The 24827-nt window shown below is 41.4% G+C and carries 20 protein-coding genes and 1 pseudogene; 15 read left to right on the top strand and 6 right to left on the bottom strand.

The window, feature by feature from the left end; all coding sequences use genetic code 11:
* The first annotated feature begins 1 nt into the window (after window position 1).
* The 5 genes from I6N95_RS05885 (at window position 2) to I6N95_RS05865 (ending at window position 5297) form a co-directional block, all read left to right on the top strand.
* Window positions 2–868: an ABC transporter permease gene (locus tag I6N95_RS05885; RefSeq protein WP_347340532.1), complete on the top strand. Its 867-nt coding sequence runs from the start codon at window positions 2–4 to the stop codon at window positions 866–868.
* A complete protein-coding gene (locus tag I6N95_RS05880; protein ID WP_209525586.1) occupies window positions 856–1854 on the top strand; it encodes an ABC transporter ATP-binding protein in 999 nt (332 codons plus the stop codon). Before I6N95_RS05885 ends, I6N95_RS05880 begins: the two co-directional genes overlap by 13 nt.
* 229 nt (window positions 1855–2083) lie before the next feature.
* Complete coding sequence (locus tag I6N95_RS05875) at window positions 2084–2920, top strand: helix-turn-helix domain-containing protein (RefSeq protein ID WP_209525584.1); 837 nt, start codon at window positions 2084–2086, stop codon at window positions 2918–2920.
* A 414-nt stretch (window positions 2921–3334) separates the two neighbouring features.
* Window positions 3335–4015 carry an ABC transporter ATP-binding protein gene (locus I6N95_RS05870; protein ID WP_209525582.1) on the top strand — a complete coding sequence of 227 codons (681 nt, stop codon included), beginning with the start codon at window positions 3335–3337 and terminating at the stop codon, window positions 4013–4015.
* 1 nt (window position 4016) lies between these two features.
* Window positions 4017–5297 (top strand): ABC transporter permease, encoded by a 1281-nt coding sequence (locus I6N95_RS05865; RefSeq protein WP_209525579.1) that lies wholly within the window; start codon window positions 4017–4019, stop codon window positions 5295–5297.
* Window positions 5298–5388: 91 nt separating this feature from the next.
* Here the strand turns inward: I6N95_RS05865 and I6N95_RS05860 are convergent, their stop codons facing one another.
* The 3 genes from I6N95_RS05860 to I6N95_RS05850 all read right to left on the bottom strand — a co-directional run bounded on the left by I6N95_RS05860 (window position 5389) and on the right by I6N95_RS05850 (window position 8643).
* Complete coding sequence (locus tag I6N95_RS05860) at window positions 5389–6171, bottom strand: acyl-CoA dehydratase activase (RefSeq protein WP_209525577.1); 783 nt, start codon at window positions 6169–6171, stop codon at window positions 5389–5391.
* 2 nt (window positions 6172–6173) lie between these two features.
* Window positions 6174–7331, bottom strand: a complete 1158-nt coding sequence (locus I6N95_RS05855; protein ID WP_209525574.1) for a double-cubane-cluster-containing anaerobic reductase — start codon at window positions 7329–7331, stop codon at window positions 6174–6176.
* A gap of 175 nt (window positions 7332–7506) precedes the next feature.
* Window positions 7507–8643 carry an aminotransferase class V-fold PLP-dependent enzyme gene (locus tag I6N95_RS05850; RefSeq protein ID WP_209525572.1) on the bottom strand — a complete coding sequence of 379 codons (1137 nt, stop codon included), beginning with the start codon at window positions 8641–8643 and terminating at the stop codon, window positions 7507–7509.
* Window positions 8644–9109: 466 nt separating this feature from the next.
* Here I6N95_RS05850 and I6N95_RS05845 point away from each other — a divergent pair, with 466 nt between their 5' ends.
* A complete protein-coding gene (locus I6N95_RS05845; protein WP_209525569.1) occupies window positions 9110–10186 on the top strand; it encodes a M24 family metallopeptidase in 1077 nt (358 codons plus the stop codon).
* A gap of 50 nt (window positions 10187–10236) precedes the next feature.
* Here the strand turns inward: I6N95_RS05845 and I6N95_RS05840 are convergent, their stop codons facing one another.
* The 3 genes from I6N95_RS05840 to I6N95_RS05830 all read right to left on the bottom strand — a co-directional run bounded on the left by I6N95_RS05840 (window position 10237) and on the right by I6N95_RS05830 (window position 14606).
* Window positions 10237–11553 carry an alpha/beta hydrolase family protein gene (locus I6N95_RS05840; protein ID WP_209525567.1) on the bottom strand — a complete coding sequence of 439 codons (1317 nt, stop codon included), beginning with the start codon at window positions 11551–11553 and terminating at the stop codon, window positions 10237–10239.
* Between the two features lie 304 nt (window positions 11554–11857).
* The gene (proS, locus tag I6N95_RS05835; RefSeq protein WP_209525565.1) at window positions 11858–13300 is read right to left on the bottom strand and encodes a proline--tRNA ligase; all 1443 of its coding nucleotides are present in this window, start codon (window positions 13298–13300) and stop codon (window positions 11858–11860) included.
* A gap of 346 nt (window positions 13301–13646) precedes the next feature.
* Entirely contained in the window at window positions 13647–14606 is a 960-nt protein-coding gene (locus I6N95_RS05830; RefSeq protein WP_209525563.1) for a helix-turn-helix domain-containing protein, read from the bottom strand.
* 447 nt (window positions 14607–15053) lie between these two features.
* Between I6N95_RS05830 and prdC the strand changes: the two genes are divergently transcribed.
* The 9 genes and pseudogenes from prdC to selB all read left to right on the top strand — a co-directional run bounded on the left by prdC (window position 15054) and on the right by selB (window position 24776).
* On the top strand, window positions 15054–16340 hold the full coding sequence (gene prdC / locus I6N95_RS05825; RefSeq protein WP_283808928.1) for a proline reductase-associated electron transfer protein PrdC: 1287 nt from the start codon (window positions 15054–15056) through the stop codon (window positions 16338–16340).
* A gap of 28 nt (window positions 16341–16368) precedes the next feature.
* The gene (gene prdA / locus I6N95_RS05820; protein WP_209525557.1) at window positions 16369–18243 is read left to right on the top strand and encodes a D-proline reductase (dithiol) proprotein PrdA; all 1875 of its coding nucleotides are present in this window, start codon (window positions 16369–16371) and stop codon (window positions 18241–18243) included.
* Between the two features lie 29 nt (window positions 18244–18272).
* Window positions 18273–18566, top strand: coding sequence for a CBO2463/CBO2479 domain-containing protein (locus I6N95_RS05815; RefSeq protein ID WP_209525554.1), 294 nt, complete (start codon window positions 18273–18275; stop codon window positions 18564–18566).
* A 23-nt stretch (window positions 18567–18589) separates the two neighbouring features.
* Window positions 18590–19042, top strand: coding sequence for a glycine/sarcosine/betaine reductase selenoprotein B family protein (locus tag I6N95_RS27895; RefSeq protein ID WP_209525552.1), 453 nt, complete (start codon window positions 18590–18592; stop codon window positions 19040–19042).
* A gap of 27 nt (window positions 19043–19069) precedes the next feature.
* Window positions 19070–19315 carry a hypothetical protein gene (locus I6N95_RS27890; RefSeq protein WP_209525549.1) on the top strand — a complete coding sequence of 82 codons (246 nt, stop codon included), beginning with the start codon at window positions 19070–19072 and terminating at the stop codon, window positions 19313–19315.
* A 191-nt stretch (window positions 19316–19506) separates the two neighbouring features.
* Window positions 19507–20748: pseudogene (prdD, locus tag I6N95_RS26950) on the top strand (proline reductase cluster protein PrdD).
* 58 nt (window positions 20749–20806) lie between these two features.
* Window positions 20807–21823 (top strand): proline racemase family protein, encoded by a 1017-nt coding sequence (locus tag I6N95_RS05790; protein WP_209525541.1) that lies wholly within the window; start codon window positions 20807–20809, stop codon window positions 21821–21823.
* A gap of 24 nt (window positions 21824–21847) precedes the next feature.
* Window positions 21848–22735 (top strand): sulfite exporter TauE/SafE family protein, encoded by an 888-nt coding sequence (locus tag I6N95_RS05785; protein WP_209525538.1) that lies wholly within the window; start codon window positions 21848–21850, stop codon window positions 22733–22735.
* Between the two features lie 154 nt (window positions 22736–22889).
* Window positions 22890–24776 (top strand): selenocysteine-specific translation elongation factor, encoded by a 1887-nt coding sequence (gene selB, locus I6N95_RS05780; protein WP_209525536.1) that lies wholly within the window; start codon window positions 22890–22892, stop codon window positions 24774–24776.
* The last annotated feature ends 51 nt before the right edge of the window (window positions 24777–24827 follow it).

Genomic DNA, 24827 nt, shown 5'->3' with positions numbered 1-24827 from the left:
CGTGAAAAACAAGAAGCTCGTCGCAAAACTTATTTTGAGTTTATTCGCCCTTTTTTATCTTTCGCCTTTTTTGATGACGGCGGTTTACGCCTTTAGTCGTGAATGGGGGAAGACGATCTTGCCTAAAGGTTGGACTGTTCATTGGTTCCAAACTCTTTTTCAAGACCCAGCATTTGCCCAAGCTGTTTTACGTTCTTTATTGTTGGCGCTGACAGTGCTAGTGATGGTGTTAATGGTGATGATTCCCAGCGTATTAGTCATCATTCTGCATTTTCCCAAACTGGATGCCTATATGCGAGGCATGTCTTTAATGCCATATGCGATTCCCGGGGTGATTTTGGTCACCGCCTTGCTTAAAACCTATGCTAAACTGGGCCTGTCAATGCTAATAGTTTTAGGTGGTGCCTTATTTATTGGCGCCTTGCCGATTATGTATCTTGGCATTCGCAACAGTCTGCTGGCGATTAATACCAAAGGGTTGATCGAAGCGGGTCAAACGTTAGGAGCAAGTCCTTTTACAATTGTTAAATTTGTTATTTTACCGAATATTCGCATCGGTGTGGTTTTATCCAGTGTGATGATTTTTTCTGGCTTGTTTGGAGAATATGTTTTAACCAACTTATTACTTGGCGGTCGTTTTGAAACACTTAGAATTTACATGTTGCGTCGAATGAATGAAAATGGTCATTTAGCAAGTGCTGTGATGGTTTTTTATTTCATGTGCATCATGTTGATTGGCCTGTTGATCAATCATCTGTCTCACCGTCAGAGACAAGGAATGTCCTTCCAGAAAAAAGGGCGCCCTCAGGCACAGGAGCAATCAATCAGTTCGACCATCAAAGAGGAGGTTGTTGAATGGCGTATTTAGAAGTTGAGAATTTGCGCGTGGCGTTCGGTCAAAAAGAGGTGTTAAAAGGCGTGTCATTAGCTGTTGAGAAAGGGGAGTTAGTGACGTTGTTAGGACCCAGCGGTTGCGGAAAATCGACGTTGTTGCGCACGATTGCGGGCTTGGAACACCCCAACTCAGGTAAGTTATTGCTAGACGGTCAAGAAATTCAGGATCGAGCAGTGAAAGAACGACAGATTGGCATGGTGTTTCAATCCTACGCCTTATTTCCCAATATGACAACTTACGAAAATATTGCATTTGGGTTACGGGTAAAAAAAATAGCCAAAAAAGAAATTGAAGAAAAAGTTCAGCAGATGTTGGCTCTGGTTGAATTGACTGAATGTCAGCATCAACTGGTGACGAGCCTGTCAGGTGGTCAACAGCAGCGAGTGGCGCTTGCCAGAGCGTTGATCATTGAACCAAAATTATTGCTATTAGATGAGCCTTTAAGTGCCCTTGATGCGCGGATTCGTAAGCAACTGCAAATTAAACTCCGACAAATTCAACAGGAATTGGGGATGACCATGATTTTTGTGACTCACGATCAGGAAGAGGCCATGCGGATTAGTGATCGTGTGCATGTGTTATCTGCTGGTGAGTTAGCCCAGGTGTCGACGCCTTATGAGCTGTATACTCAACCTCATAATCAATTTGTGGCGGAATTTATCGGCGACTATAATCGAATAGATGGACTTGAATTAAATGTGCCCCTTAATACAAAGGGAAACATGAGCTATTTTGTCAGGCCTGAGGTGATCAAATTTGTGCCAATGCCAAATAGTGTGGCCTTGGCGGTGACCTACCAAACTAAACAAGTGTTGGGCAATACCGTTCGCTATCACCTTCGAACGAAAAAGCATCAATTAATTTATGTGGACGTGTTAAACGATGGCAAGTTCATTCAATTAGCAAATCATGTGACGCTTTACATTCAGCCGACTGATATTATTGCAGTGGAAACATAGCTTTGCCCCAAAAGAATCCCCTTTAAACTAATAACGTGAACGTCTTTTAAGTCGTTTGAGTTATTAGTTTTTTTGGTGCAGCGGATTTCCTTCAAGGGTTTGGCTGTTTTTTCAAATAATGTCAAAAAATGAGGTTGTTTTCTGAAAACTTGAGACCGGTCTCCGTCCTTTTCTTTGTATACTCTAAGAGAAGTGATAAATAAACTGTCAAAACCAAAGGAGCTTGATTATGTATAAGTCATTAACTTATGGAAATGTGATTAAAGAATTACGAACAAACCGTTTTTTATCCCAAGGTGAACTGGCGGAAGATATTTGTTCTCAAGGCATGCTTAGTCGGATTGAAAATAATGACGTTGTCCCAAATGTCTTGGTTATGCAAAAAATCTGCGAAAAGTTAAACGTCTCTATTCATTATGTCTTGACTCGTGAAGAAGCGATTAAAGCACCCGTCAATCAGTGGTTGGAAAAATTAAAGCAAGACATGCATGGGAAACGATTTGATCTAATCAGAGAAACGATCGCTAAAATTGAGCAGCTAGCAGACCCTGTCTTTGTCACTAAATTGGAATTACAGGAGTATGCCTATTACCATGGGTGTGCTAAAAGTGAGGCAAACGACCAGCTAGGTGCTCTTGCCATCCTTCAAAAGGGCTTAAATTATACCTATAACCGTCAGAGTCAAACAGTCACCGATTTAGAAATCTTACTGCTAAGTGAAATTGGCTTGGTGTATTATATTCAAGGAAACTTTGAAAAAGGTTTATCATTTTTGAGGCGGAGTATTTCCCAATTTTATGCCAGCAATAAGCGAAGAACAGTTGACTTAAGTAAAATATTTTATAATATTGCCACCGTTTTTATCGATTTAAAGGCCTATAATGAAGCGCTTGAGTATCTTGAATATGGTATTTTATGGTGTCAAAAACAAAAAAGTTTTTATCGGTTAGATGATCTCTATTTGCTAAAGGCCTTGGTATTTCAAGATACCGATCGATTTGAAGAAGCAATTGAAACGGTGGAGATTGCTGAAACCTTAGAAAAATTAGTGGCCGATGCGAGTTAATTAATGAGGAAGTTAAAGGTAAGCCGACGAGTTATTTTATCTGGATTTACTAATAGTTTGAAAGACTGAAGGTCGCATCAGATTTTCAGTCTTTTTCGTTATTGAATCAATTAAAGGAGTAGGAGCATCTCATGTAGCAAAGAATTTAAACTCCGGTACAGTCACTATATTTGTAGTTAAAAAGGACACTATATACATCCTGTTAAATAATCAAACATATAGTTCCATTGGATGATTATTTAATGGGAACTATATATTAAACTTATTGCACATTATCTTGATTTATCAATCAGTAAAAAGCACTAAACTAAAATCGGTCTCAGGTCCAATAAAAAATGACCGACCAAGCCCCATAATTAAAAGAGTAGTCAGGGATACTTAAGTTATGATTCTTTTAAAAAATGGAGGAAGAATATGTCGATTATTGAGGTTAGAGATTTAAAACGGAGTTATGGCAAACAAGCCACACGTTTTGATGCCCTGAAGGGGGTTAGTTTTAGTATTGAGGAAGGGGAGTCGGTGGCGATTATTGGCAAAAGTGGTTCTGGCAAGTCCACATTGATGCATATTTTGGCATTGCTAGATCAACCAACTTCTGGCGAAGTGATTTTAAATGGTGAGAAAGCCAGCGCGATTAAGGGGCGTCGCTTGGATCAAGTTAGAAATAAAACTTTTGGCTTTGTTTTTCAGCAGTTTTTTATGAATGCTAAAGACAGTGTGATGACCAATGTGTTATTGCCGCTAAAAATAGCCGGTATCTCATCAAAAGAGCGTCGTAAAATGGCTTTAGACGCCTTAAAGGCCGTTGAATTAGATGATAAGTTAGCTAATAAAGCCAGTGATTTATCAGGAGGCCAAAAGCAGCGGGTTTGTATTGCGAGAGCTCTTGTTAACAATCCCAAAATTATTTTTGCTGACGAACCGACGGGGAACTTGGACACAGCCACTGGTGAAAAGATTGAGAAATTATTGTTTGATTTAAATCGGGATAAAGGCATCACGTTAATCATTGTGACCCATGATGACGAATTAGCCTCGCGCTGTAGTCGGCAAATTCGCATTAAAGACGGTTTGTTGATCGAAGAGGTGGCATAAGATGAAATTAAAAGATTTGTTAGTCTCTGCTTGTAGCAATTTAGGGCGGAGTAAAGGGCGAACTGCCTTAACGATTGTGGCAATAGTGATCGGGGCTTTTACGATTGCTTTGACGACGGGCATTAATATCGGGGTTAATGATTACATTGACAAGCAAATTAACGGTGTCGGTGGTGAAAGGCAGTTGATCATCTATCCCAAACAAGAGCAGTTCGGCAGCGATGATGGACCTGCTGTTTATCAAGAAGGCAAGTCAAATGCCGCTTCGACTGAACAAGCAACTTTGACGGATACTGATATTACGGCTTTAAAGGATGTAAAGGGAATAAAAAATGTCAAACCACTTATTTATGTGTCAACGGATTATATTTCTGGAGCCGCTGCAGATAAATATGTCTTTAGTTCGGCCCCTAATATGGATCAGATGAAGATTGATATCGATCAAGGGCGTCAAGCTTCTGATAAGTCGGCTGAGTATGAGGTTACCTTAGCGCCAGAATATGTCAAAGCCCTAGGCTATCACTCTAGTAAAGAGGCGGTTGGGAAACAAGTTGAGATTGGCGTAACATCTCCTGCGACTCAGGAGCAACAAGTGGTTAAGGCCACCGTCGTCGGGGTCGCTAACGACAGTTTAATCCAAGGAGGGCGTTCGTTGATAAATGTAGCCCTAGCGGATAAGTTATTGTCGATTAATCAAGCAGGTATGCCTGACACGATGAAGACGGAATACATGGCGGCCGTATCGGAGATGACAGGTGAGTTAAGTGAAGAAAGAATTGGCTCATTAAAGAAGCGAATAGACAAGATCGGCTACCAAGGTCAAACGGTTGATGATGAAATCGGGATGATCCGCAGTGTCATCAATGCCATTACAAGTGTCTTAACGATGTTTGGCGCCATCGCTTTATTTGCTGCTAGCTTCGGCATTATTAACACGCTGTATATGTCTGTGCAGGAACGAACCCGTGAAATTGGCTTGATGAAAGCCATGGGCTTAAGCGGAGGCAAAATTTTTACGATGTTTAGTTTTGAAGCCACTTTAATCGGATTATTGGGCTCTTTATTTGGGATTGGCTTAGCCGTGATGGCGGGCGGTCTGATCAATCAAATTGCCATGGAGTCGTTTTTGAGTAGTTTGACTGGTTTTACCCTGATTCAGTTTTCACTGCCAACATCCGGTGTGATTATTTTAATCATCAGCGGGATTGCGTTTCTCTCAGGAACCTTGCCAGCTAGTCGGGCTGCGAAACAAGATCCTATTGAAGCGTTGCGTTATGAATAAGCCATAAACTAAAAGACTGCTTAACTTGATTGGAAGTTGAGCAGTCTTTTGGATTTGGTGTTTGAGCTAAAACTAGCAGTGCTAAAATAACTCAAAAGGAGGAATCAAGAGAAGTTGCCTGATGTTTTTTTTCGCCGAGATAGGCAGCGCCGATCGCACCGGCGAACTGAGCGTCCGGATGGCTGCGAACGCCTACGCCAGTGTGCTGACTCAATAGCTGGCGAATAACTGAGCTTTGGGATAAGCCGCCTGAGAGAAAGAGGTCGTGGCTAGCTTTCGGTCGCACCTTTGAAAATTGATTGCTCACACGGCTGATAATCGAGTGGAGAACCCCTAGAGCAATATCTTGTCTGGCGACCCCTTGTGCAATCAGGCCAATGACTTCCGATTCGGCAAAGACCGTGCACATGCTGTTGATTTTGACGGCTGTTGCACCGGCGACAAATTGGTCCATATTTGCGATATCTTCACCTAAAATGCCCATCATCACATCGACAAAGCGACCCGTACCCGCAGCGCATTTGTCATTCATATTAAAGTCTAAAACTTTTCCTTTGCTGCTCATTTTAATCGCCTTACAATCTTGTCCACCGATATCAATCATCTGCTCAATCTCAGGGTCAAGGCGACGGACGCCTTCGGCATGACAAGTGATTTCCGTAATGACATAGTCTGCTGTTACTAAGTTTCGTCCATAACCAGTTGAAGTCAGCAGCATTTCTTGAGGGTCATAGGCCAAATTCAGCAGAATATCAGCGATCGCCTCTTGAGGGTTTCCTTTGGTCTGAATCAATTTTTTGGCGATTAGCTGACCGTCGTCAATCAGGACGCCTTTGGTTGTTGTTGAGCCGCTATCCATGCCGATTATCTTCATTCTTAAGCTCCGATCATTTCAATGAATGCGGTTACCCGAGTGTTAATTTGTTCAATGTCAGAGGTTGAATAATCGGTCTCCAAATAGATGTAAGGAATTTCTTTTTCATCTTGACAGAAGGTGCGAATTTTATTTGACTCAACGGCAAAAGGGATACAAGCTTGGAGGACCATATCGAGAACACCGTCGACTTGATATTCATCAATCATCTGATTTAATAGTTCGACTCGGTTGTTGTTAGTGGAAATACACGCACACCCGATGTTGAGGTATTTTTCGGTTAAGGCGTCGTAGACGTCAATCTCTTCGTCGACTAAGCGTTCCACTGATTTGGCGACGGTACAATTTTCAAAGGCCACCACAACTGCCCCATTGTCCTCGACGGCCCTGATGACTTTTTCAGTCACGCCGCCAATCGGACAACCAGTGATCAATATTCGTGGTTTAGCGTCTAGGCGTTTACCAGCTTGATAATCAGCTGTTACTTGAGCCGTCATGTTATCAAGTGATTGAATTAAGGCTTCTTTATTTAAGGTGAAGTTAGCGCCGTACATCACTTTGAAAATATCGGTGCCGCTTAAGGCGGGTGGGTTTAATTTTCCTAAGCCGTAAAAATTTTTACGAGCCGAGCGTTCGCGATTTTTTAGGGTTATTGCGTCTTGAATTTGTTCTTCGGTAATCGTCACGTCTAAAAAGTCTTCAAGTTTTTCTTTGTAACGAATGATTTCGTCTTTCCATAAAGCCAAACTGGCGGCAGAATCCTTTTTATTAGGTAATTGCATGACATAGGTTGGTTTGAAATCTTGCATGTATTCGTACATTTTTTTCTTACCGTCACAGGTTGTTTCGCCAACGACTAAATCTGAAAAATAAAAATAAGGGCACTTGTCCGTTTTGCCAAAGCCATAACTTGATTTGATTAAAGGGCACAAGTTCCGCGGTAAATCCTCTTCTGCCGCATTAATCGTTTCATCCGAGGTGGAACAGAGACTGATCTGTAAAGCGCCGGCAGCAATCGCTAATTCTTCTGGTAAAAAGGTGCAGTAGCCGCCGATAATCGGTGTGCCTTGTTCTTTGAGCTCCTTAACGGCTAAAAATCCTTGTTGACGTGCTTCGGCAAAGGTGTTGAAAATCAATGGTAAATCTGTGACAATCTTCATTTTTATTCCTTCTTTCCGTATTTTATGTCATAGCTGGGAAATTTCTCAGCTGTGATGATAAGTTAAGGGAGAGACAAATGGCCCTGTCGTCGGTCCTTGACCGAAGGAGGGGCGTTTTAGAAAGTAACCGCATTCAATTCTATCGATAAGGCCCTGTTTAAGGGCCAAGGGAAGACTAGTTGGATAGTACTTTCTTGATTCCGTGAATGGCGGTGTTGACTTCCTCAAAGGTGTTGTAATGAGAGAAGCTAAAGCGAACAGCTCCTTGGTTAACGGTTCCCAGAGCCTGGTGCATTAAGGGCGCGCAATGTCCGCCAGAACGCGTGGCGATCGCAAACTCCGTGTAGAGTTGATCACTGACGTCAGAGGAATCTAATTGACCGATGTTTAGGGCCACGATCGGACAACGCTCTAAAGTGCTGAAATCGCCATAGAGGGTGATTCCCGGTAACTCGTTAATCCCCTGATAAAAATGCGCCATCAGTTGTTGTTCCCGCTGATAAATCGTCGCTCTGCCGGCTTTTTCGATATACGTTAAGGCGGCGCTGAGACCCGCGATTCCATGGCTGTTAAGGGTGCCAGCCTCTAGTCGGGTTGGCAGGCTTTCAGGTTGGTCTTGATTGTAGGTTTCCACACCTGTTCCACCATAGCGAAGAGGGCGAATCTCAAGGCCTTCTCTGATGTAAAGACCACCAGTTCCTTGGGGTCCCATTAAGCTCTTGTGTCCGGTAAAACACAAAACATCGATGCCAAGAGAAGTTACGTCAATTGGCAAAACGCCGGCTGTTTGAGAGGCATCAACAATCAGCAAAAGCTTCTCTGCTTGAGCGATAGTGCTAATTTTAGTTAAATCGACCTTATTTCCAGTAAGGTTTGAAGCGTGAGTGATGACGATGGCTTTGGTATTAGGGCGGACAGCTTCGCTAATTTTTTGGTAGTCAAGGACGCCTTGATGATCGGTGGAAATGAGCGAAAGAGCAACCCCTTGCTTTTCTAAATGATAGAGAGGTCGCAGAACAGAGTTGTGTTCCATCACTGTGGTGATGACATGATCACCAGCTGTTATCAGCCCTTGAATGGCGATATTTAAACTATCAGTAGCATTCAGTGTAAAGACGATTTGACTAGGATTTGGTGCATTAAACAGGTTTGCTAACTGGCAGCGGGTGTGATAGATCAGTCGTGAAGAGTCCAAGGAACTTTCATGGCTTCCTCTGCCGGAATTTCCCATCGTCGTAAGAGCCGCTATCATGGCGTCAGTGACTTCTTGGGGTTTTTTTAGGGATGTGGCAGCATTATCAAAATAAATCATTTTTACACCTCATTCAGTCTTTATTTTTTGCTGGCGCTGACAGGCAGTTTGTGACCTGTTTCGCTTTTCAGCATACAACATTTTAACATGAGTTGAAAGTGTTGGAAAGTCTTCGGAAAGTGACTTATTATCAATAATAGTCAAAACGCTTATCTCAGCTGTGGGAATGTTTGCTGGATTGTTAGGGAGGGCTAATTTCTGATATAATCATGAGAAATTTTCATTTATGTGCAAAAAAGCGTTTTCTTGTGATAACATTAATTTGTTTAATGGGTGTTTTTGAAGATAAGATTGTCAATTTCTTAACGAACTTACCGGGTCGTCTTTTCCCACAGTTTGATATAGTATATAATAAAGGAATGGCGATCTTGGGATTATTTTCCTTTGAAGTGGTGTCTAAGAAATGCCCCTGGCTATCTGAAGAGAGCAATCTCTTTAATTAAATATATTCGAGGAGGAATTTTAGATGAATCAAGAACGTTTAAACAATGTGTTAACTGAAATGAAGCGGAGAGATGTGCCCCAGTTGTTGATTTCTGACCCGACGACAATTTTTTATTTAACGGGTCGTTGGATTCATCCAGGTGAGCGGATATTGGTTTTGGTTTTGAAAGCAGCTGGTGATCATACGCTAGTCCTGAATAAATTATTTCCGATTACTGAAGATCTTGGTGTGGAATTAGTTTATGTCGATGATATTGACGATGGTGTCAAAGTTTTACTTGATTATGTTGATCAAGACCAAATCATGGGCATTGATAAGAATTGGCCTGCTCACTTCTTATTGCATTTAATGGAGTTAACGCCAGCGGCTAAGTTTATGGTCGGGTCTGAAATTACCGACTTGGTAAGAGCGCGTAAAAGCCCTGAAGAAATTGAGTTAATGCGTGAGGTTTCTAGAGATAATGACGTGGCCATTGATCGCTTAAGGAAACTAATTCCTGAAAAGTTGACGGAATTGGAGATGACGAATCGTTTAGCCGCAATTTATGATGAGTTAGGCAATTCAGGTTTTTCATTTGATCCAATTGTGGCCTATGGCGCAAATGGAGCTGACCCTCATCATATGAACGATGACTCGATCGTCAAAGAAGGGGATAGCATTATTCTCGATATTGGCGGTGTTAAAAATGGTTACAATTCTGATATGACGCGGACCTTTTTCTATAAATCAGTGTCGGCCAAAAGCAGAGACGTGTATGAAACGGTTTTGGAAGCTAATAAGCGAGCGATTGCTATGGTCAAGCCAGGTGTTAAATTTAGCGATATTGACGCAGCGGCTAGAGATTATATTACGGAAAAAGGGTATGGCGAATACTTTACCCATCGGACAGGCCATTTTATTGGGATAGAATGTCATGAAGCAGGCGATGTTTCTGCTGCTAACCACAACCTAGTTGAACCGGGGATGATTTTTTCGATTGAACCTGGTATTTATATTTTAGGTGAAGTAGGCGTTAGAATTGAAGATTTGATTGTGGCGACTGAAGACGGTTATGAAAACTTAAATAGTTACCCTAAAGAGTTGACGATTATTGAGTAGTGCCTAAAAAACGAGTGATTGAGAGCTTGAGTTCTCAATCACTCGTTTTGCTATTTGGCAGAGGCGATAATCGGTGTGCGATTGTCAAAAACAATCACATTTTGTAAATGTTTATCAAAAAAAGCAAGTGAATAATAGTTGATTTCACGATACAGGTCAAAGGGGTCAGCAGCCGGGTCGTTAGCCAATAAAGTGGTAGCGGCTAGGTCAGTGAAACTTAGGTGATTGGCTAGCGGCAATGTCAGCGTTGGCTGTTCTCCCAGTGAGAAGCCTGCTTTTTGATGAGACAATTGAGTGAGATCAGTCAGTTGTTCCGCTGTTTTTTGGTTCGGTTTGGTAGAATCACTTTTAGAAGTGGCCATCAAAGACAAGTGGGGTTTGTTGAAGGTCTCGCTGGCCAATTGTTTCTCGAAAGGCCCATCTAAATTAATCCCCGCCCGAATCCGCGTGTCCTTTATTAAAGCTTCTGTGGCTGCCGAACCACCGCTCCCAAAGCCCATCGCACCAATCTGGTTTAAATCTGTAATGGCCGAAATAGTGACTAAGTCTGGCTGATCAGAGTTGGTTAGCTGATCTAAGACAAAACTAATGTCCTGTTGCCAATTGCTAAGCTGACTATCTGACAGTTTAAGCGCTTCGGTTGATCCGAGGAAACGATCCTTGGCTGTCTCTGCTTTGTGATTAATCGAGATCATCACAAAGCCATGACTGGCCATTTCAGCTAATTGAAAGGTGCTGCGTTGTGAGTTATTCTCAGGCTGCGAAAAAGTTATGACGGGAAATTTTTCACACTGATTGTGTGGTGCTGCGTCGAGATAGGCATTGGTTTTAATCAAGTCATAATGGGAAACTAAGGAATCAGCCAATAAGCTAGTCAGGTCACCTTTGGCGGTCGATCCGCTGCTAGCCGCGGCATAGGTTGTCATTTTTTTTGATTTGCTTTTTGCAGGATAGTAGACATTAAGTTGAATGGGGCGGTCGCCTCTCATAGAATCCGCTAACTGAAAGGAGCGCGTGCCAACGATAAAGGAGCCAGTCGGTTGGTCAAGCTGAAAAATCGGAAATAGCGTAACCGGGACGATCATGCTGATGATGACTAAAATTAACCCGATCTTCTTAATTAAGGGCTGACTGAGGCCTGCAAAAGTTGGTCTACGAGGTAATAATAGCCAAAAACTAATCAAGACAGCCATGTAAGTCGGAATCATCTGCCAGTGGCTTTTTTCAATGATCAGATGAGCCATTAGTAAGCCGCCACTGATGCCAGCTAAACTGATGCGAATTTTTTTCTCAGTAACTGGACTAAAGAACAAGAGTCCTAACAATGCTATTTGCCAAAAAATTAAAATCATATCGGTAATTCTCATGGGAACACTCCTTTAGTATCTGCCAAGGGTTTTGGCTATTGGATGGTTGCTTATTTCAAGTCGTTAGCGAGACGCTGATGAGCGAAACGATCAGCGATCAGTCACGGGGAAACGCCCCTCAGGCAACACCTTGGAACACGATATTATCAGATATTAAGAAGGAAGGACAGTAACTTGCTTCACTGGGAAAGGTCAGGTGAAGATCACGCCAAAAAAGATGAGACCGGAGTCTCATCTTCAGTGAAGTTCACGAAATCAGTTACTAAAATACTTGCTAAAAAGTCATTAAGTTTACTAAATGATCTTAATAAGCTTTTGCCCAGTGAACGATAAATTTGGCAGGTTCGCCAGTCCAAATACATTTAACGTCAGTTAAATCAGCATCGGCATCTTCAAAAGCGATCACTCGGGCCGTGGCACCAGTTTCTTCTTTGATTTGCTCTTCAACAGCTTCATCGCCATTCCACGGTGCAATAACAAAGCCACCCTCTTTAATTAACTCAATAAATTCGGCTTTATCGTGGGTACGATGTGTTTTTTCTTCTTGGCGTTTGCGAGCGGTGGCCAACATATTATCATGGATATCATCCATCAATTTTGCAAGATTACTTTCCAAATGCTCGTCAAGGGCCATTGTTTGTTTTTCTAAGGTATCGCGACGAACCACGATTACTTGATTTTTTTCCAGATCTTTTGGTCCAAACTCAACCCGAACTGGGATACCTTTCATTTCAGCATCGTTAAATTTCCAGCCAGCTTGTTTATCGGAATCATCAACCCGAACGGTGAAACGCTCAAGTAGTTTAGCTTCCAACTCATAAGCCTTATCCAAAACGCCTTCTTTATGCTGAGCAATTGGAATAATCATGATTTGAACATGGGCGATTCGTGGCGGTAAGACTAGTCCGCGATCATCACCGTGAACCATAATAATGCCCCCGATTGAGCGAGTGGTAATAGCCCATGATGTTTGATGAACGAATTGCTCTTTGCCTTCTTTATCGGCGTAAGTGATGTCAAAGGCACGGCCGAAGTTGTCACCTAGATGATGAGAGGTGGTGATTTGTAAAGCTTTGCCATCGTACATCAAAGTTTCGTTCGTATAGGTAATATCTGCTCCAGCGAATTTTTCACTTTCGGTCTTAGCGCCACCGACAACAGGGATCGCTAACATGTTTTCACAAACATCTTTGTACAATTCTAGGATTTGTAGGGCTTCATCATTAGCATCATCAAAATCAGCATGACAGGTGTGTCCTTCTTGCCAAAAGAATTCAGTGGTTCTAAGGAAAGGACGAGTTGTTTTTTCCCAACGGACAACGCTGACCCACTGGTTATATAATTTTGGTAAATCTCTGTGTGAGCGAACAATTTTTTTGAAATGCTCAGCAAAATGGACTTCTGATGTTGGGCGAATCGCTAAACGTTCAGCTAGTTCGCTATCACCGCCATGAGTGACCCAAGCCACTTCTGGTGCAAAGCCTTCAACGTGCTCAGCTTCTTTTAATAACATGTGCTCAGGGATCAACATCGGCATCATGACGTTTTCATGTTTCATGGCTTTTAAGCGCTTATCTACGACAGACTGAATATTTTCCCACAAACCAAAACCGGCTGGACGTAAAATCATACATCCTTTAACACTAGAGTAATCGCATAATTCACTTTTTAAGACAATATCTGTATACCACTTGGCAAAATCTACGTCTCGCTTAGTTATCTCTTTTACAAATTCTTTTTCTGACATGCAAAAATCCACCTTTCCATAATAAAAAATAAAAAAGCATTACTTTAATACAAGGACCAATAATTGGCGGTACCACCTTGTTTTAAAGTAATGCTAACTTTACGACTTTAATAGTTGATAACGGTCTCTCACCGAAAGAAAATTGGTAGGTTCAAGGGCGCCAGTGACGAAAATCTCTCAGCAATCGATTTTCTTTCTGTAGGTATTTGCGGATCCTTTACTAGTCCAGACTAAAACTAAAGATATTCAATTTGATAATGCCAATTATATATTAAAACAAAACTTTGTCAAATATTAATTGGTTGAAAATGAATTAAATGACAAAAATAAAGGGGAAAAAATCCTTTTATGAACCGTCGGTAATCTGTTGGTTTTTCTTTCGATACTGGTTTGGCGAGAGTCCGAAGTGCTTTTTGAACAAGCGGAAAAAATAACTTTTATCTTGATAGCCCATCTTCTCGCTAATCTCTTGTACAGAGACGGTTGAATTTTTTAAATAGTAGGAGGCTCTGTTTAAACGAACTTCTGTTAAATGCTCTGAAAAGTTCTTTCCTGTCTGTTTTTTGATCATCGAAGACAGTGAATTTGGGTGTAAATTATAGAGAGTTGCCAGTTCATTTAACGAAACTTCGTCATAATGATGATTGATGTGTTTAAGGATTTCGCCAATAAATAAATTAGAGGGCAAGGTTGATTTCTCCAGCACCAAGGTTTTATCTTTGTTATCGTCTAATTCGGAAAGTAGCAAGAACAAGGCTGGATGTTTAACAGATTTGTTCGGGTTGTTCAAAATGGTTTCTTTAAATAGAAACAATAACAAGTAATGGCTAAAATTTTCAAGTGATTGTTGAAAGAAAAAATAATTGCTTTTTTGGTAGTTGCTATCTAGTCCCTGCATGACAAAGTCGTAAAACAGAGGCAGATCGACTAAATCGCTTAAGAAGAGGTTGCTAAAAAAATCGGGCTTAAAAATGATCGTCGCAACTTCGGTATTGCTGCTCATTCCCCGGTAGATAATGTGGGAGTTTGGGTTTGCTAAAATAACGCCACCTTCAAAAAAGTCGAGTTCCTTCTGGTCGACTGAAATGCCGATCGATCCTTTCAACACATAGAGCAACCTAAAATAGGGGACGCGATAGGTCAGCTTAATGGGGTTATCTGAAATAAAAGCAGTTGACGTTAGGTGAGAGTTATTTTCGAATGATTGGATGTACGATTCGATGCTAGACTCTTTTTTTAAATGAAACCTTTTTTCTTCCAGATTGTAAAAAAAACCGTTTAAATAATTTGTGTTGTTGAAGTTCAATTGAATTTCCTCCTTTATAAACGTTATTTAGACACCGTCACATTAGAAAAAACCACTTTTGGGTTTTTGTGAAAAATAACACTATAGAGCTTGTTTTGATGCGTTATTCTTCGTTAGATATAGTCACGTTTGACTTTGAATAGGTCACTTTATTTTCTGAAATTTTTAAAGTGAATTAGGCTGTGCAACTTTGAATACCCTTGTGGCAGTAGCGATTGTGGTGCTTTGTTCTTTAAGATTACCATGGGCTATATAAAATGTCAATTAGTGGGAGAGAAATATAACAGGAAATGTAACCGATTTTTTAACAAACTCTTCTTTTTGTGAAAAGTGTTAACAAATACGCCAGAAACTAATGCATTCTGTTTTTTATTGTGTTAATATATAGGGGAATTAGACACGTTTTACGTCTGATTTAATTAAGCGATAAAAGGAGGTGAAAATAACATGGTAAATATTCAAATTCCATTAAAACAACATGTCGGTGCTCCTTGTGAAGCGGTTGTGTCAATCGGTGAACAAGTTAAACGTGGGCAACTTATTGCTAAACCAACAGGACTTGGCGCCAACATTCATGCAAGTATCAATGGTGAGGTTGTCAATATCAATGCGACTGGGATTGTCATTAATATGTCTGGCGATCAAAATCAGGATTTTGTTCCGATAAAAGCCGCAACACCCATAGAGATGGTTGAAGAAGCGGGAATAGTTGGTGCTGGTGGTGCTGGTTTCCCGACTCATGTGAAATTAGCTTCAAGCATTAAAGGCGGGTATTTAATTGCCAATGCTGCTGAATGTGAGCCGCTATTAGCACATAATATTCGTTTGATTGAAGAGGAAGCCGATCGTTTGGTTGAAGGCCTAAAGATTATGCAGGAGATCACCCAAGCATCAGAAGTGTATATAGCCATTAAGCGCAAGTACAAACGAGCTGTCAGTAGCTTGGAAGCAGCTGTTAAAAACGAATCAAACATTCACGTAAAGTTTTTATCAGATATGTATCCAGCTGGCGACGAGCGGGTTGTCGTTCGGGAATTAGTCGGAGTGACGTTGGAACCAGGACAATTGCCGATTGAGGCAAATACGATTGTTTCCAATATTGAAACGGTTAAGCATGTGGCTGAAGCAGTTCTTTTAAGGAAACCTTTTATTGATAAAGATTTAACGGTTTCTGGAAGAGTGGTTAAAGGAACGCAAGTGTTTAAGGATATTCCAATCGGCACTCCTGCCGTGACTTTGATCGATGCCACAGGCGGTTATATTGAGCCTCATGGTGAAATCGTTCTCGGAGGACCTTTTACAGGTGCCAGTGGTACCGAAATGAGTCCTGTCACAAAAACGACCGGTGGCTTTATCGTTGCGATGCCTTACCCTCAAGAAAAACGTAATATTGGTATTTTGATTTGCGAGTGTGGTGGCGGTGAAGATCGTTTAACTGAAATCGCGCATAATATGGGTGCTAAAGTTGTTGCAGCTGAACGTTGCAAACGCATGGTGGAAGTTAATGGAAGATATAGATGTGACTTGCCGGGCATTTGTCCAGGTCAAGCAGAAAAAGTATTAAAAATGAAAAAGGCTGGTGCTGAGGTTATCTTAACTGGCACGTGTCAGGATTGAACGAACACCGTCATGGGTGTTGCTCCTAGGTTAGGAGTTCCAGTGTATCATCATACGGATCATGTGCTTCGTGCTGCAGGTCACAAACTATACAGAAAATTACCCACCGATGATTAAAAAATAGTTAATGGGAGGTTTTGACAAAATGTCAATTACTGTAGAAACTGCACAAGAGCATGCAAAAGATCCAGCCGTACTTTGTTGTCGAACAGAATCAGGAAAAGTAATTGGACCAGGAGATTTAGAAGATCCAGTGATTTTTCCAGACTTAGAAGATTCTGGTTTATTAACGCTTGGAGACGAGACGTTGACGATCGGTGAAGTATTAGGTGCAACATTATTAAAAACAACGGATGCGTTAGTTCCTTTAACCGCTGATTTACTTGAAGGAATTACCAAAGTTGAAGAAAAAACTTCTACAAAAGCAGAAGCCATCGTGGAAACACCGGTTGCTCCGCAACCGATTACCCCAACTAGTGCACCGTTGAGTGCCGCTGGTCAGATGGTGAAAATTCACATTGCTGAAGGAAAAGGAATTGATTTAGAGATTCCGCTAACCTTAGCAGGTGCGATGGGTGCTGTTCCAGAAGCGGCTCCCGCTGTCCCGCAAGTGATTGCTGAGACCAGCGCGCCTGAAGCAGTTGCTGAATCAAAGGAAGTCCGTTCCTTTGTTCGCAAGCACTTTAAAGTTGATAAGGTTGAGTTTGGTGAAGCAACCCAGCTTGAAGGCACAACGTTAACGATTCGCAATGCTGCTGAAATCTGTAATGAGTCAGTTGAATTGCAAGAGTTAGTAGAAGATATGAAAGTGGAAATTATTACACCGGATAAATATGAAGTTTACAGCGAAACGATTATGGATGTTCAACCGATTGCCACAAAAGAAGAAGGCGATATCGGTCACGGTATTACGCGTATTTTAGATGGCGTCGTCATTGTGTTAACTGGGACAGATGCAAATGGGGTGCAAATTGGTGAATTTGGTTCCTCAGAAGGTGAACTTGATCGTAACATTATGTGGGGACGCCCTGGGGCACCTGATAAAGGCGATATCTTCATCAAAGTAGAAGTAACGGTTAAGGCAGGAACGAATATGGAACGTAGTGGTCCATTGGCGGCTCATAAGTCTGCGGATCACATTACCGAAGAAATTCGCAAGGCCATGAAAGAAGCTGATGAGGCTCTTGTCGTCGAATCAGAAGAGATTGTTCAATACCGTCGACCAGGTAAGAAACGCGTGTTGATTGTTAAGGAAATCATGGGACAAGGTGCCATGCACGATAACTTGATCATGCCAGTTGAACCAGTTGGTGTTCTTGGAGCAAAACCAAACGTTGATTTAGGTAACTTGCCAGTTATTTTAGCCCCGACAGAAGTTTTAGATGGTGGTATTCATGCTTTAACCTGTATTGGACCAGCTTCTAAAGAAACCTCACGTCATTATTTCAGAGAGCCACTTGTCAAAGCGGCGATGGAAGATGAAGAGATCGATTTAGTTGGTGTGATGTTTGTGGGGTCGCCACAGGCTAACTCAGAGAAGTTTTATGTGTCCAAACGTCTGGGGATGACCATTGAAGCCATGGGAATTGATGGCGCGATTGTCACCACAGAAGGATTTGGTAACAACCACATTGATTTCGCGTCTCACATTGAAGAAATTGGCAAACGTGGTGTTCACGTTGTGGGTGAAACTTACAGTGCGGTTCAAGGGGCGTTAGTTGTCGGTAATAAATACATGAATGCTATGGTTGATAACAATAAATCAATGCAAGGGATTGAAAATGAAATCTTATCAAATAATACCTTATGTCCAGAAGATGCTGTTAGAGCATTGGCGATGGTTAAAACCTTGATGGGTGGCGGCACAATTGAAAAAGCCGAACGTAAATGGAACCCTAATGTTAAACAGAACAACGTCGAAGCGATTGAAGCACAATCAGGTACCAAGGTTGAGCTAGTTGACAATGAGCAAGCTTTACCAAAGAGTAAGAAACGTTTGGAAATCTACGAACAAGAATAATCAAAAAAACTTTATTTGAAGGTGTATGTATGGATAGATTAAAATATATTTCAACTGAACGAATGTACGAAGGTATTTTGGTAGAGCTTACCGATGCCGGTGTTACCATAGATTTAAAAGGTCGACTAGGCCAAATCAAAATTCCGAAACGAATGCTGATTTCACAAAATGAACTTCAAGTCGGACAAGTTGTTGGGTTTATGATGTCTTATCCCGAGGTTCTGGATCCAGAACCTGATGAAAAGTACGTATATGCCATCGAACAAAACAAGAAACGAATGGAAGAAATTAAGAGTCGATATCAAGAGAAGTCTGAAAACTAACCTATTGAAGGGAGTCAATTAGAATGTCATTAACAGTATTTGATGGATTGCAATCTGAGATTTTTGTGCCAATCACACCTAAATCGATTTTTACACCTGTAACCAAAGAACTAAAAGAGATGCGCATTGCCATGGCGACTGCTGCCGGTGTTCATCTGAAAAGTGATAAACGATTTAATTTAGCGGGGGATACAACGTATCGTGAAATTCCTAGTGACGCTGATGTCAATGATTTAATGGTGTCACATGGTGGGTACGATAATGCGGATGTTAACAAAGATGTTAACTGCATGTTCCCGATTGAGCGTTTAAGAGAGCTCGCTGAGGAAGGGTTTATTAAAGAATGTGCGCCAGTTCACTTTGGCTTTATGGGTGGCGGTGGTGACCAAGATGCGTTTATTAACCGCACTGGTCCGGAAATTGCACAAAAATTAGTGGAAGAAGAAGTCGACGCTGTCGTCTTAACCGCTGGTTGAGGAACCTGTCATAGAACTGCCGTGATCGTGCAGAGAGCTATTGAGGAAGCGGGAATTCCTACAATTTTAATTGCAGCATTACCACCTGTCGTCAGACAAAATGGGTCACCAAGAGCTGTAGCCCCACTTGTACCAATGGGAGCTAATGCGGGTGAGCCTCATAATATTGACATGCAAACTCATATATTAAAAGATACCTTAACTGAGTTGGTCGCGATTCAAACACCGGGCAAGATTGTGCCGTTGCCGTATGAATACATCGCTCATGTATAAATGAGAATTGAATGAAATTCTAATTAAGGTGCTTTAAATTAATTGCACTTCTGATGGAAGAAGTGCAAACGTAATTATCTTTTGACGGTTGTTTAATGAGCGACTAGTGATAGAAACATCCAGAGTTTTGGGAGAGGAGTCTGTCTTGACTCTCTCCTAATGTCTGTGATGGTGACAGAAGAGGTGAGACGATGAGTAAGCATTCTACCTTAAAAATTAAAGTATTTCATGTGGAGCAGGTCTCCCTAGGAGATGCTTATGGGTTTAAAGAAAAACAATTATCACTACCACTAACTAATGAACAATCTCATGGTTTTGAGAAAGTGACCATTAACATTATTGAACCATTTCAGCATGATGTTGAAATTAACACGATTATGGATGTTTTGCCTATTTCGACGAAAGTCTTAGGTCAGCTTGGTGATGGGATAACCCATACCCTGACTGGCGTTTACGTGTTAATGACTGGCAAAATTAAAAATGGTGCGCAGATGCATGAATTTGGTTCATCAAATGGCAAGCTAGCTAACCAGATGGTTTTTGGTAAAAATGGCACACCGGCTAAAAGTGATTATTTGATTCATATTGATTTAATTGCTAAAGAAGGGGCTATTTTAGAGCGAAAACTCTGTTTGGAAATGTTTGCTTATGTTGACGAGATGATTCAGCCAATCCGCGATTTATTGAAAATGGCCGATGGTCGATACGCAGATGAAACTCACGAGTATCGCGAGTTACAGTCAACGGGTAAACCTAAAGTAGCGATTGTCAAGCAAGTCGCTGGGCAAGGGGCTATGTATGATAATTTACTCTTTCCTAATGAACCAAGTGGGTTTGTAGGGGGTGTCTCGATTATCGATACGAACAACATGCCTGTGTTACTAAGTCCGAACGAATATCGCGATGGTGCGATACGTGCCATGGTCTGAGAGCAACCATCATTCAGAAAGCGAGTGATCATCATGGGAATTGGTCCTTCGACAAAAGAAACGTCTTTGCATCATTTTAAAGATCCTTTACTAGCCGTTTTTGCTAGTGACCCAGACATTGATTTGCAAGGGGTGATTATCGTTGGGACGCCTCAAGATAATAAGATGAAGTACCTTGTAGGGCAAAGAACGGCCAAGTGGCTGGCGGGAATGCGTTGTGATGGCGCTATTCTGTCTTCAGATGGCTGGGGAAATTCAGATGTGGATTTTGCCAATACGATGGAACAAATTGGTGAAAGCGGAATGAGTGTGGTCGGGTTAAAATTTATCGGTCAGCAAGCTAAATTCGTGGTTGAAAATGACTATACGGATTTGGTTATCGATATCAATAAATCAACGACTGGCACCGAAACCGAAATCGTAGGCGAAAACACACTTGACGAGGGCGATGCTAAAAAAGCTTTGGCATTTTTAAAATTGAAGATGCGTAAAGATGGGAAGTAGGTAGTTTAGTTATTCTTGCTCATTTGTTAACATGAAAAAACTTAAGGAGGCAATATTAATGAAAGTATCAAAAATGATTTCAGCAATTGACACGCATACAGCTGGTGAAGCCGCTCGTTTAATTACTGGTGGTATCCCTAAATTTCCTGGGAAAACCATGGCTGATAAAAAACAATATTTAATTGACCATTCTGATTACTTAAGAACGGCGTTAATGCATGAACCTCGAGGCCATAATGAGATGTTTGGTGCCTTTATTTTAGAACCAACAGTTGAAGAAGCCGATTTTGGTATTATCTTTATGGATGCTGGTGGCTATTTGAATATGTGTGGCCACAATACGATTGCGGCTGTGACGGCTGCAGTTGAAACCGGGATGGTGGAATCCGATCCTGATGCCAAGGAAACAAAAGTCGTCTTGGAAACGCCTGCGGGAATTGTCAGGGCGGTGGCTCATCATGGGACAAGTGGTTCCGTGGAAGAGGTATCATTTGATAACGTGGAAGCGTTTCTCTATAAAAAAGATCAGACAATTGACCTAGAAGGTTTTGGTAAAGTCACCTTCGATATTTCCTTTGGGGGAAGTTTCTTTGCGATTATTCGCTCAAGTGAAATTGGGTTAACGATTGAACCGAAAAATGCTTCTAAGTTTTCTAAAATTGGCATTCAATTACGGGATGCCATCAATGAGCAAATCGAGATTCAACATCCAACGATGGCTCATATTAAAACCGTCGACTTAGTTGAATTTTACGATGCCCCAAGCCACCCGGAGGCAACTTATAAAAATGTGGTTATTTTTGGAGATGGGCAAGTTGACCGCTCGCCTTGTGGAACGGGAACCAGCGCCAAACTAGCGACGTTATATGCCAGAGGAGAACTTAAAATTGGTGAAGCCTTTGTCTATGAAAGTATCTTAGGAACCTTGTTTAAAGGGAAAGTGGTCAAAGAAGCAAAAGTGGCTGATTTTGATGCGGTTATTCCAAATGTCAGTGGGTCAGCTTATATCACTGGTTTTAATAGTTTCTTAATCGATCCCGAAGACCCCCTTAAACACGGATTTGTTTTGCAATAGGCAAAGGAAAGAGGAGAAAAAACAATGGTAACTATTTTATTAACGGGCTTAGGGCTCTTGTTGGCGTATTACCTGGTTATTTTCGGGAAAGATATTTACGAGCATCGAGCTGATTTAGGAGAAGGCAACTTTGTCATTTCAGCAGGTATTGGATTTGTAACGGATTTTCTGGACACGCTTGGTATTGGTAGTTTTGCTCCCACCACCTTGTTGTTTAAAATATTTAAGTCTTTGAAATCAGACGATTTGTTACCGGGAACTTTAAATGTTTCTCATACGATTCCAGTTATGATTGAAGCCTTTATCTTTATTACAGTCGTAAAAGTTGAACCATTGACGTTGTTTTCATTGATTGTGGCGGCGATTGTTGGGTCTTGGATTGGTTCTAAGACGGTTACTAAATTGCCAGAGCGCAATATTCAATTAGTCATGGGAATTGCTTTAGTTGTAACAGCTATCTTGATGGCTTTGAAACAATTAGGTATGTTAGCGATGTTAGGTGAAGGGAATACTGCCCTTGGTCTATCTGGTGGCGCTTTGATTATCGGAATTGTCGGTAATTTTATTTTTGGTGCTTTGATGACCGTTGGTGTTGGGTTGTATGCTCCTTGTATGGCCATGGTTTACATGTTAGGGATGAGTCCAATTGTGGCTATGCCAATCATGATGGGCTCTTGTGCTGGTCTGATGCCAGTAGCAAGTGGTGAATTCGTTAAAGCCGGTAAATATTCTCGGAAAACTTCCCTTGGGATCATCGTTGGTGGTACAATAGGGGTAATAATTGCAGCTAAATTTGTAACAGGTTTAAACTTAGATGTGCTAACTTGGATTATTGTTGCAGTCGTTATGTATACAGGGGTTTCAATGTTCCTAAAAGCATTGAAAACCAAACCGGTTTTAGCTGAAAGTTAATGATAGCGTCTAGCCTCCGCTTTTTATCGTTTGTGAAAATGACCAAAAGCGGAGAGCTGGATCCAATGCAGCTTCGCAAGTCAGCCTGAACCTTGAGTGCTAGGCTGATTTGCGAAGCTTTTATTTTGGAAAAAAAGGGGAGTAGGTGACAACGATGACACATCTGGTAGTCGGAACAGCCGGTCATATTGATCATGGAAAAACCACCTTGATTAAGGCTTTGACTGGAATTGAAACAGATACAACTAAAGAGGAACGAAAAAGAGGGCTATCCATTAATTTGGGGTTCGCTTATTTGGATTTGCCGAATCAACAGCGGGTTGGTGTGGTTGATGTGCCTGGTCATGAAAAATTCGTTAAAAATATGATTGCGGGCTTGCCGGGCATCAATTTGGTTTTATTGGTGATTGATGCTAATGAAGGGATTATGCCTCAGACCAAAGAACACATTGATATTTTGACTTTATTAGGGATTACGGAGTTTATTATCGTTTTAACGAAGGTAGCAACCGTTGAAGAAGAGATGAAAGAGTTGGTTGTTGCTGATATTAGAGAACAGCTGAGTGGCACTCCCTTGGAGGAGGCGGAGATCATTGAAACAGATGCCTTATCTGGCGTTGGGATTGAGGCATTAAAGCTTGCCATTGAAACCATGGCTCAGCAGGTCAATTTTAATAAACAGTCCCTTCCAGCTCGTTTGAATGTGGATCGGGTATTCTCTGTTAAGGGATTTGGAACGGTGGTAACTGGAACCTTAATTGAAGGAAGCTTAGCTACCGGGGATGAACTGCTGTGTTTGCCTAGCTATCAAAAAGTTAAAATTCGAAACATTCAGGTTCATGAGCAAGACGTTAAATCAGCCGTAGCTGGTCAACGGACAGCTTTAAATTTAAGTAACTTGAAAGTGACTGATATTAGTCGAGGAGACGTTTTGACAGTTGCCGATAATTTGAGTTTGGCTTGGATGCTTGATGGTAAAGTTAAGTGCTTGGAACGACATGAAGCAGGGATTGGACTGTGGGAGCGGGTGCGCCTTTTAATTGGAACTCAAGAAGTTATGGCGCGGATTGTCCCGATCGGGATCGAGGCCCTTCAAGCTGGAGCCGAAGGGTTTGTCCAGTTTCGTTTGGAAGAACAGTTAGCTGTCAAGCAAGGGGATCGTTTTATCATTAGAGGGTATTCGCCAGTTGTGACGATTGGTGGTGGTGTGGTTTTGGATAGCAACCCGCAAAAGCATCGACGCTTCAAAGATGAAGTGGTGGAGAGCCTGACGATCAAGGACCAAGGGAGTTTACAGGACTTAGTTCTGGATTTCCTTAATAATAAACAAGAGCCACTAACAAAAGTGAGTGAGATCAGTCAGTATTTATCACTGGAAGAATCAAACGTCACCCAATTACTGGAAGAGTTAGTCAAGGGAGAATTGGTTATCCAAATAGGAGACTTTTACCTTACCACAAGCAGTTTTACAAAGGTAGCGAGCCTAGCTTTGGATGTTTTGACACGCTATCACAAAGATAACCGCCTTCGTCGTTGGATGCCTCTTGAAGAGTTTCGTTCTAAGATTCAGCTTGCTGTCAATCATCGCCAATTAGATTTGCTGTTGGGCGAGTTGACAAATAGACAGAAAATCATCTTATCGGAACACGGTATTGGAGATCCCAATTTTGAAATTGTCTTAAATTCTTATCACCAAAAGGAGAAAGAACGGATTTTAGCGGCGGTGCTCAAAAGTCAATTTGTGCCTTTAAAAGCAGCAGAACTTCTTGAGGGCAATCAAAATGCCCAAGAGGTGATGGAATTATTAGTAGATTCTGAGGTTGTATATTTAACTCATGAATATGTTATCGCTAAAACTTATTTGGACCAAGCTTACCAAATTGTCAAAGAAATAATCGATGATCAGGGTGAAATGACTTTAGCTGATTTTAGAAATCAGACAGAATCTAGTCGTAAAGCTTCTATGTTAATTTTAGAATATTTTGATAAGCAATTATTGACTAAAAGGGTAGAAAGTGTCAGAGTATTGAGTGACCGTTAATTGGTGATCTTCATTGAAGGTGTACCAGAGGGTGATTCGTTTAAATGCTTA

The organism is Vagococcus allomyrinae (assembly GCF_017829975.1).
GTDB classification, from domain to species: domain Bacteria; phylum Bacillota; class Bacilli; order Lactobacillales; family Vagococcaceae; genus Vagococcus_D; species Vagococcus_D allomyrinae.
Note: the sequence above shows the minus strand (reverse complement) of the source record. Positions and strands in the feature narration are given on the sequence as shown.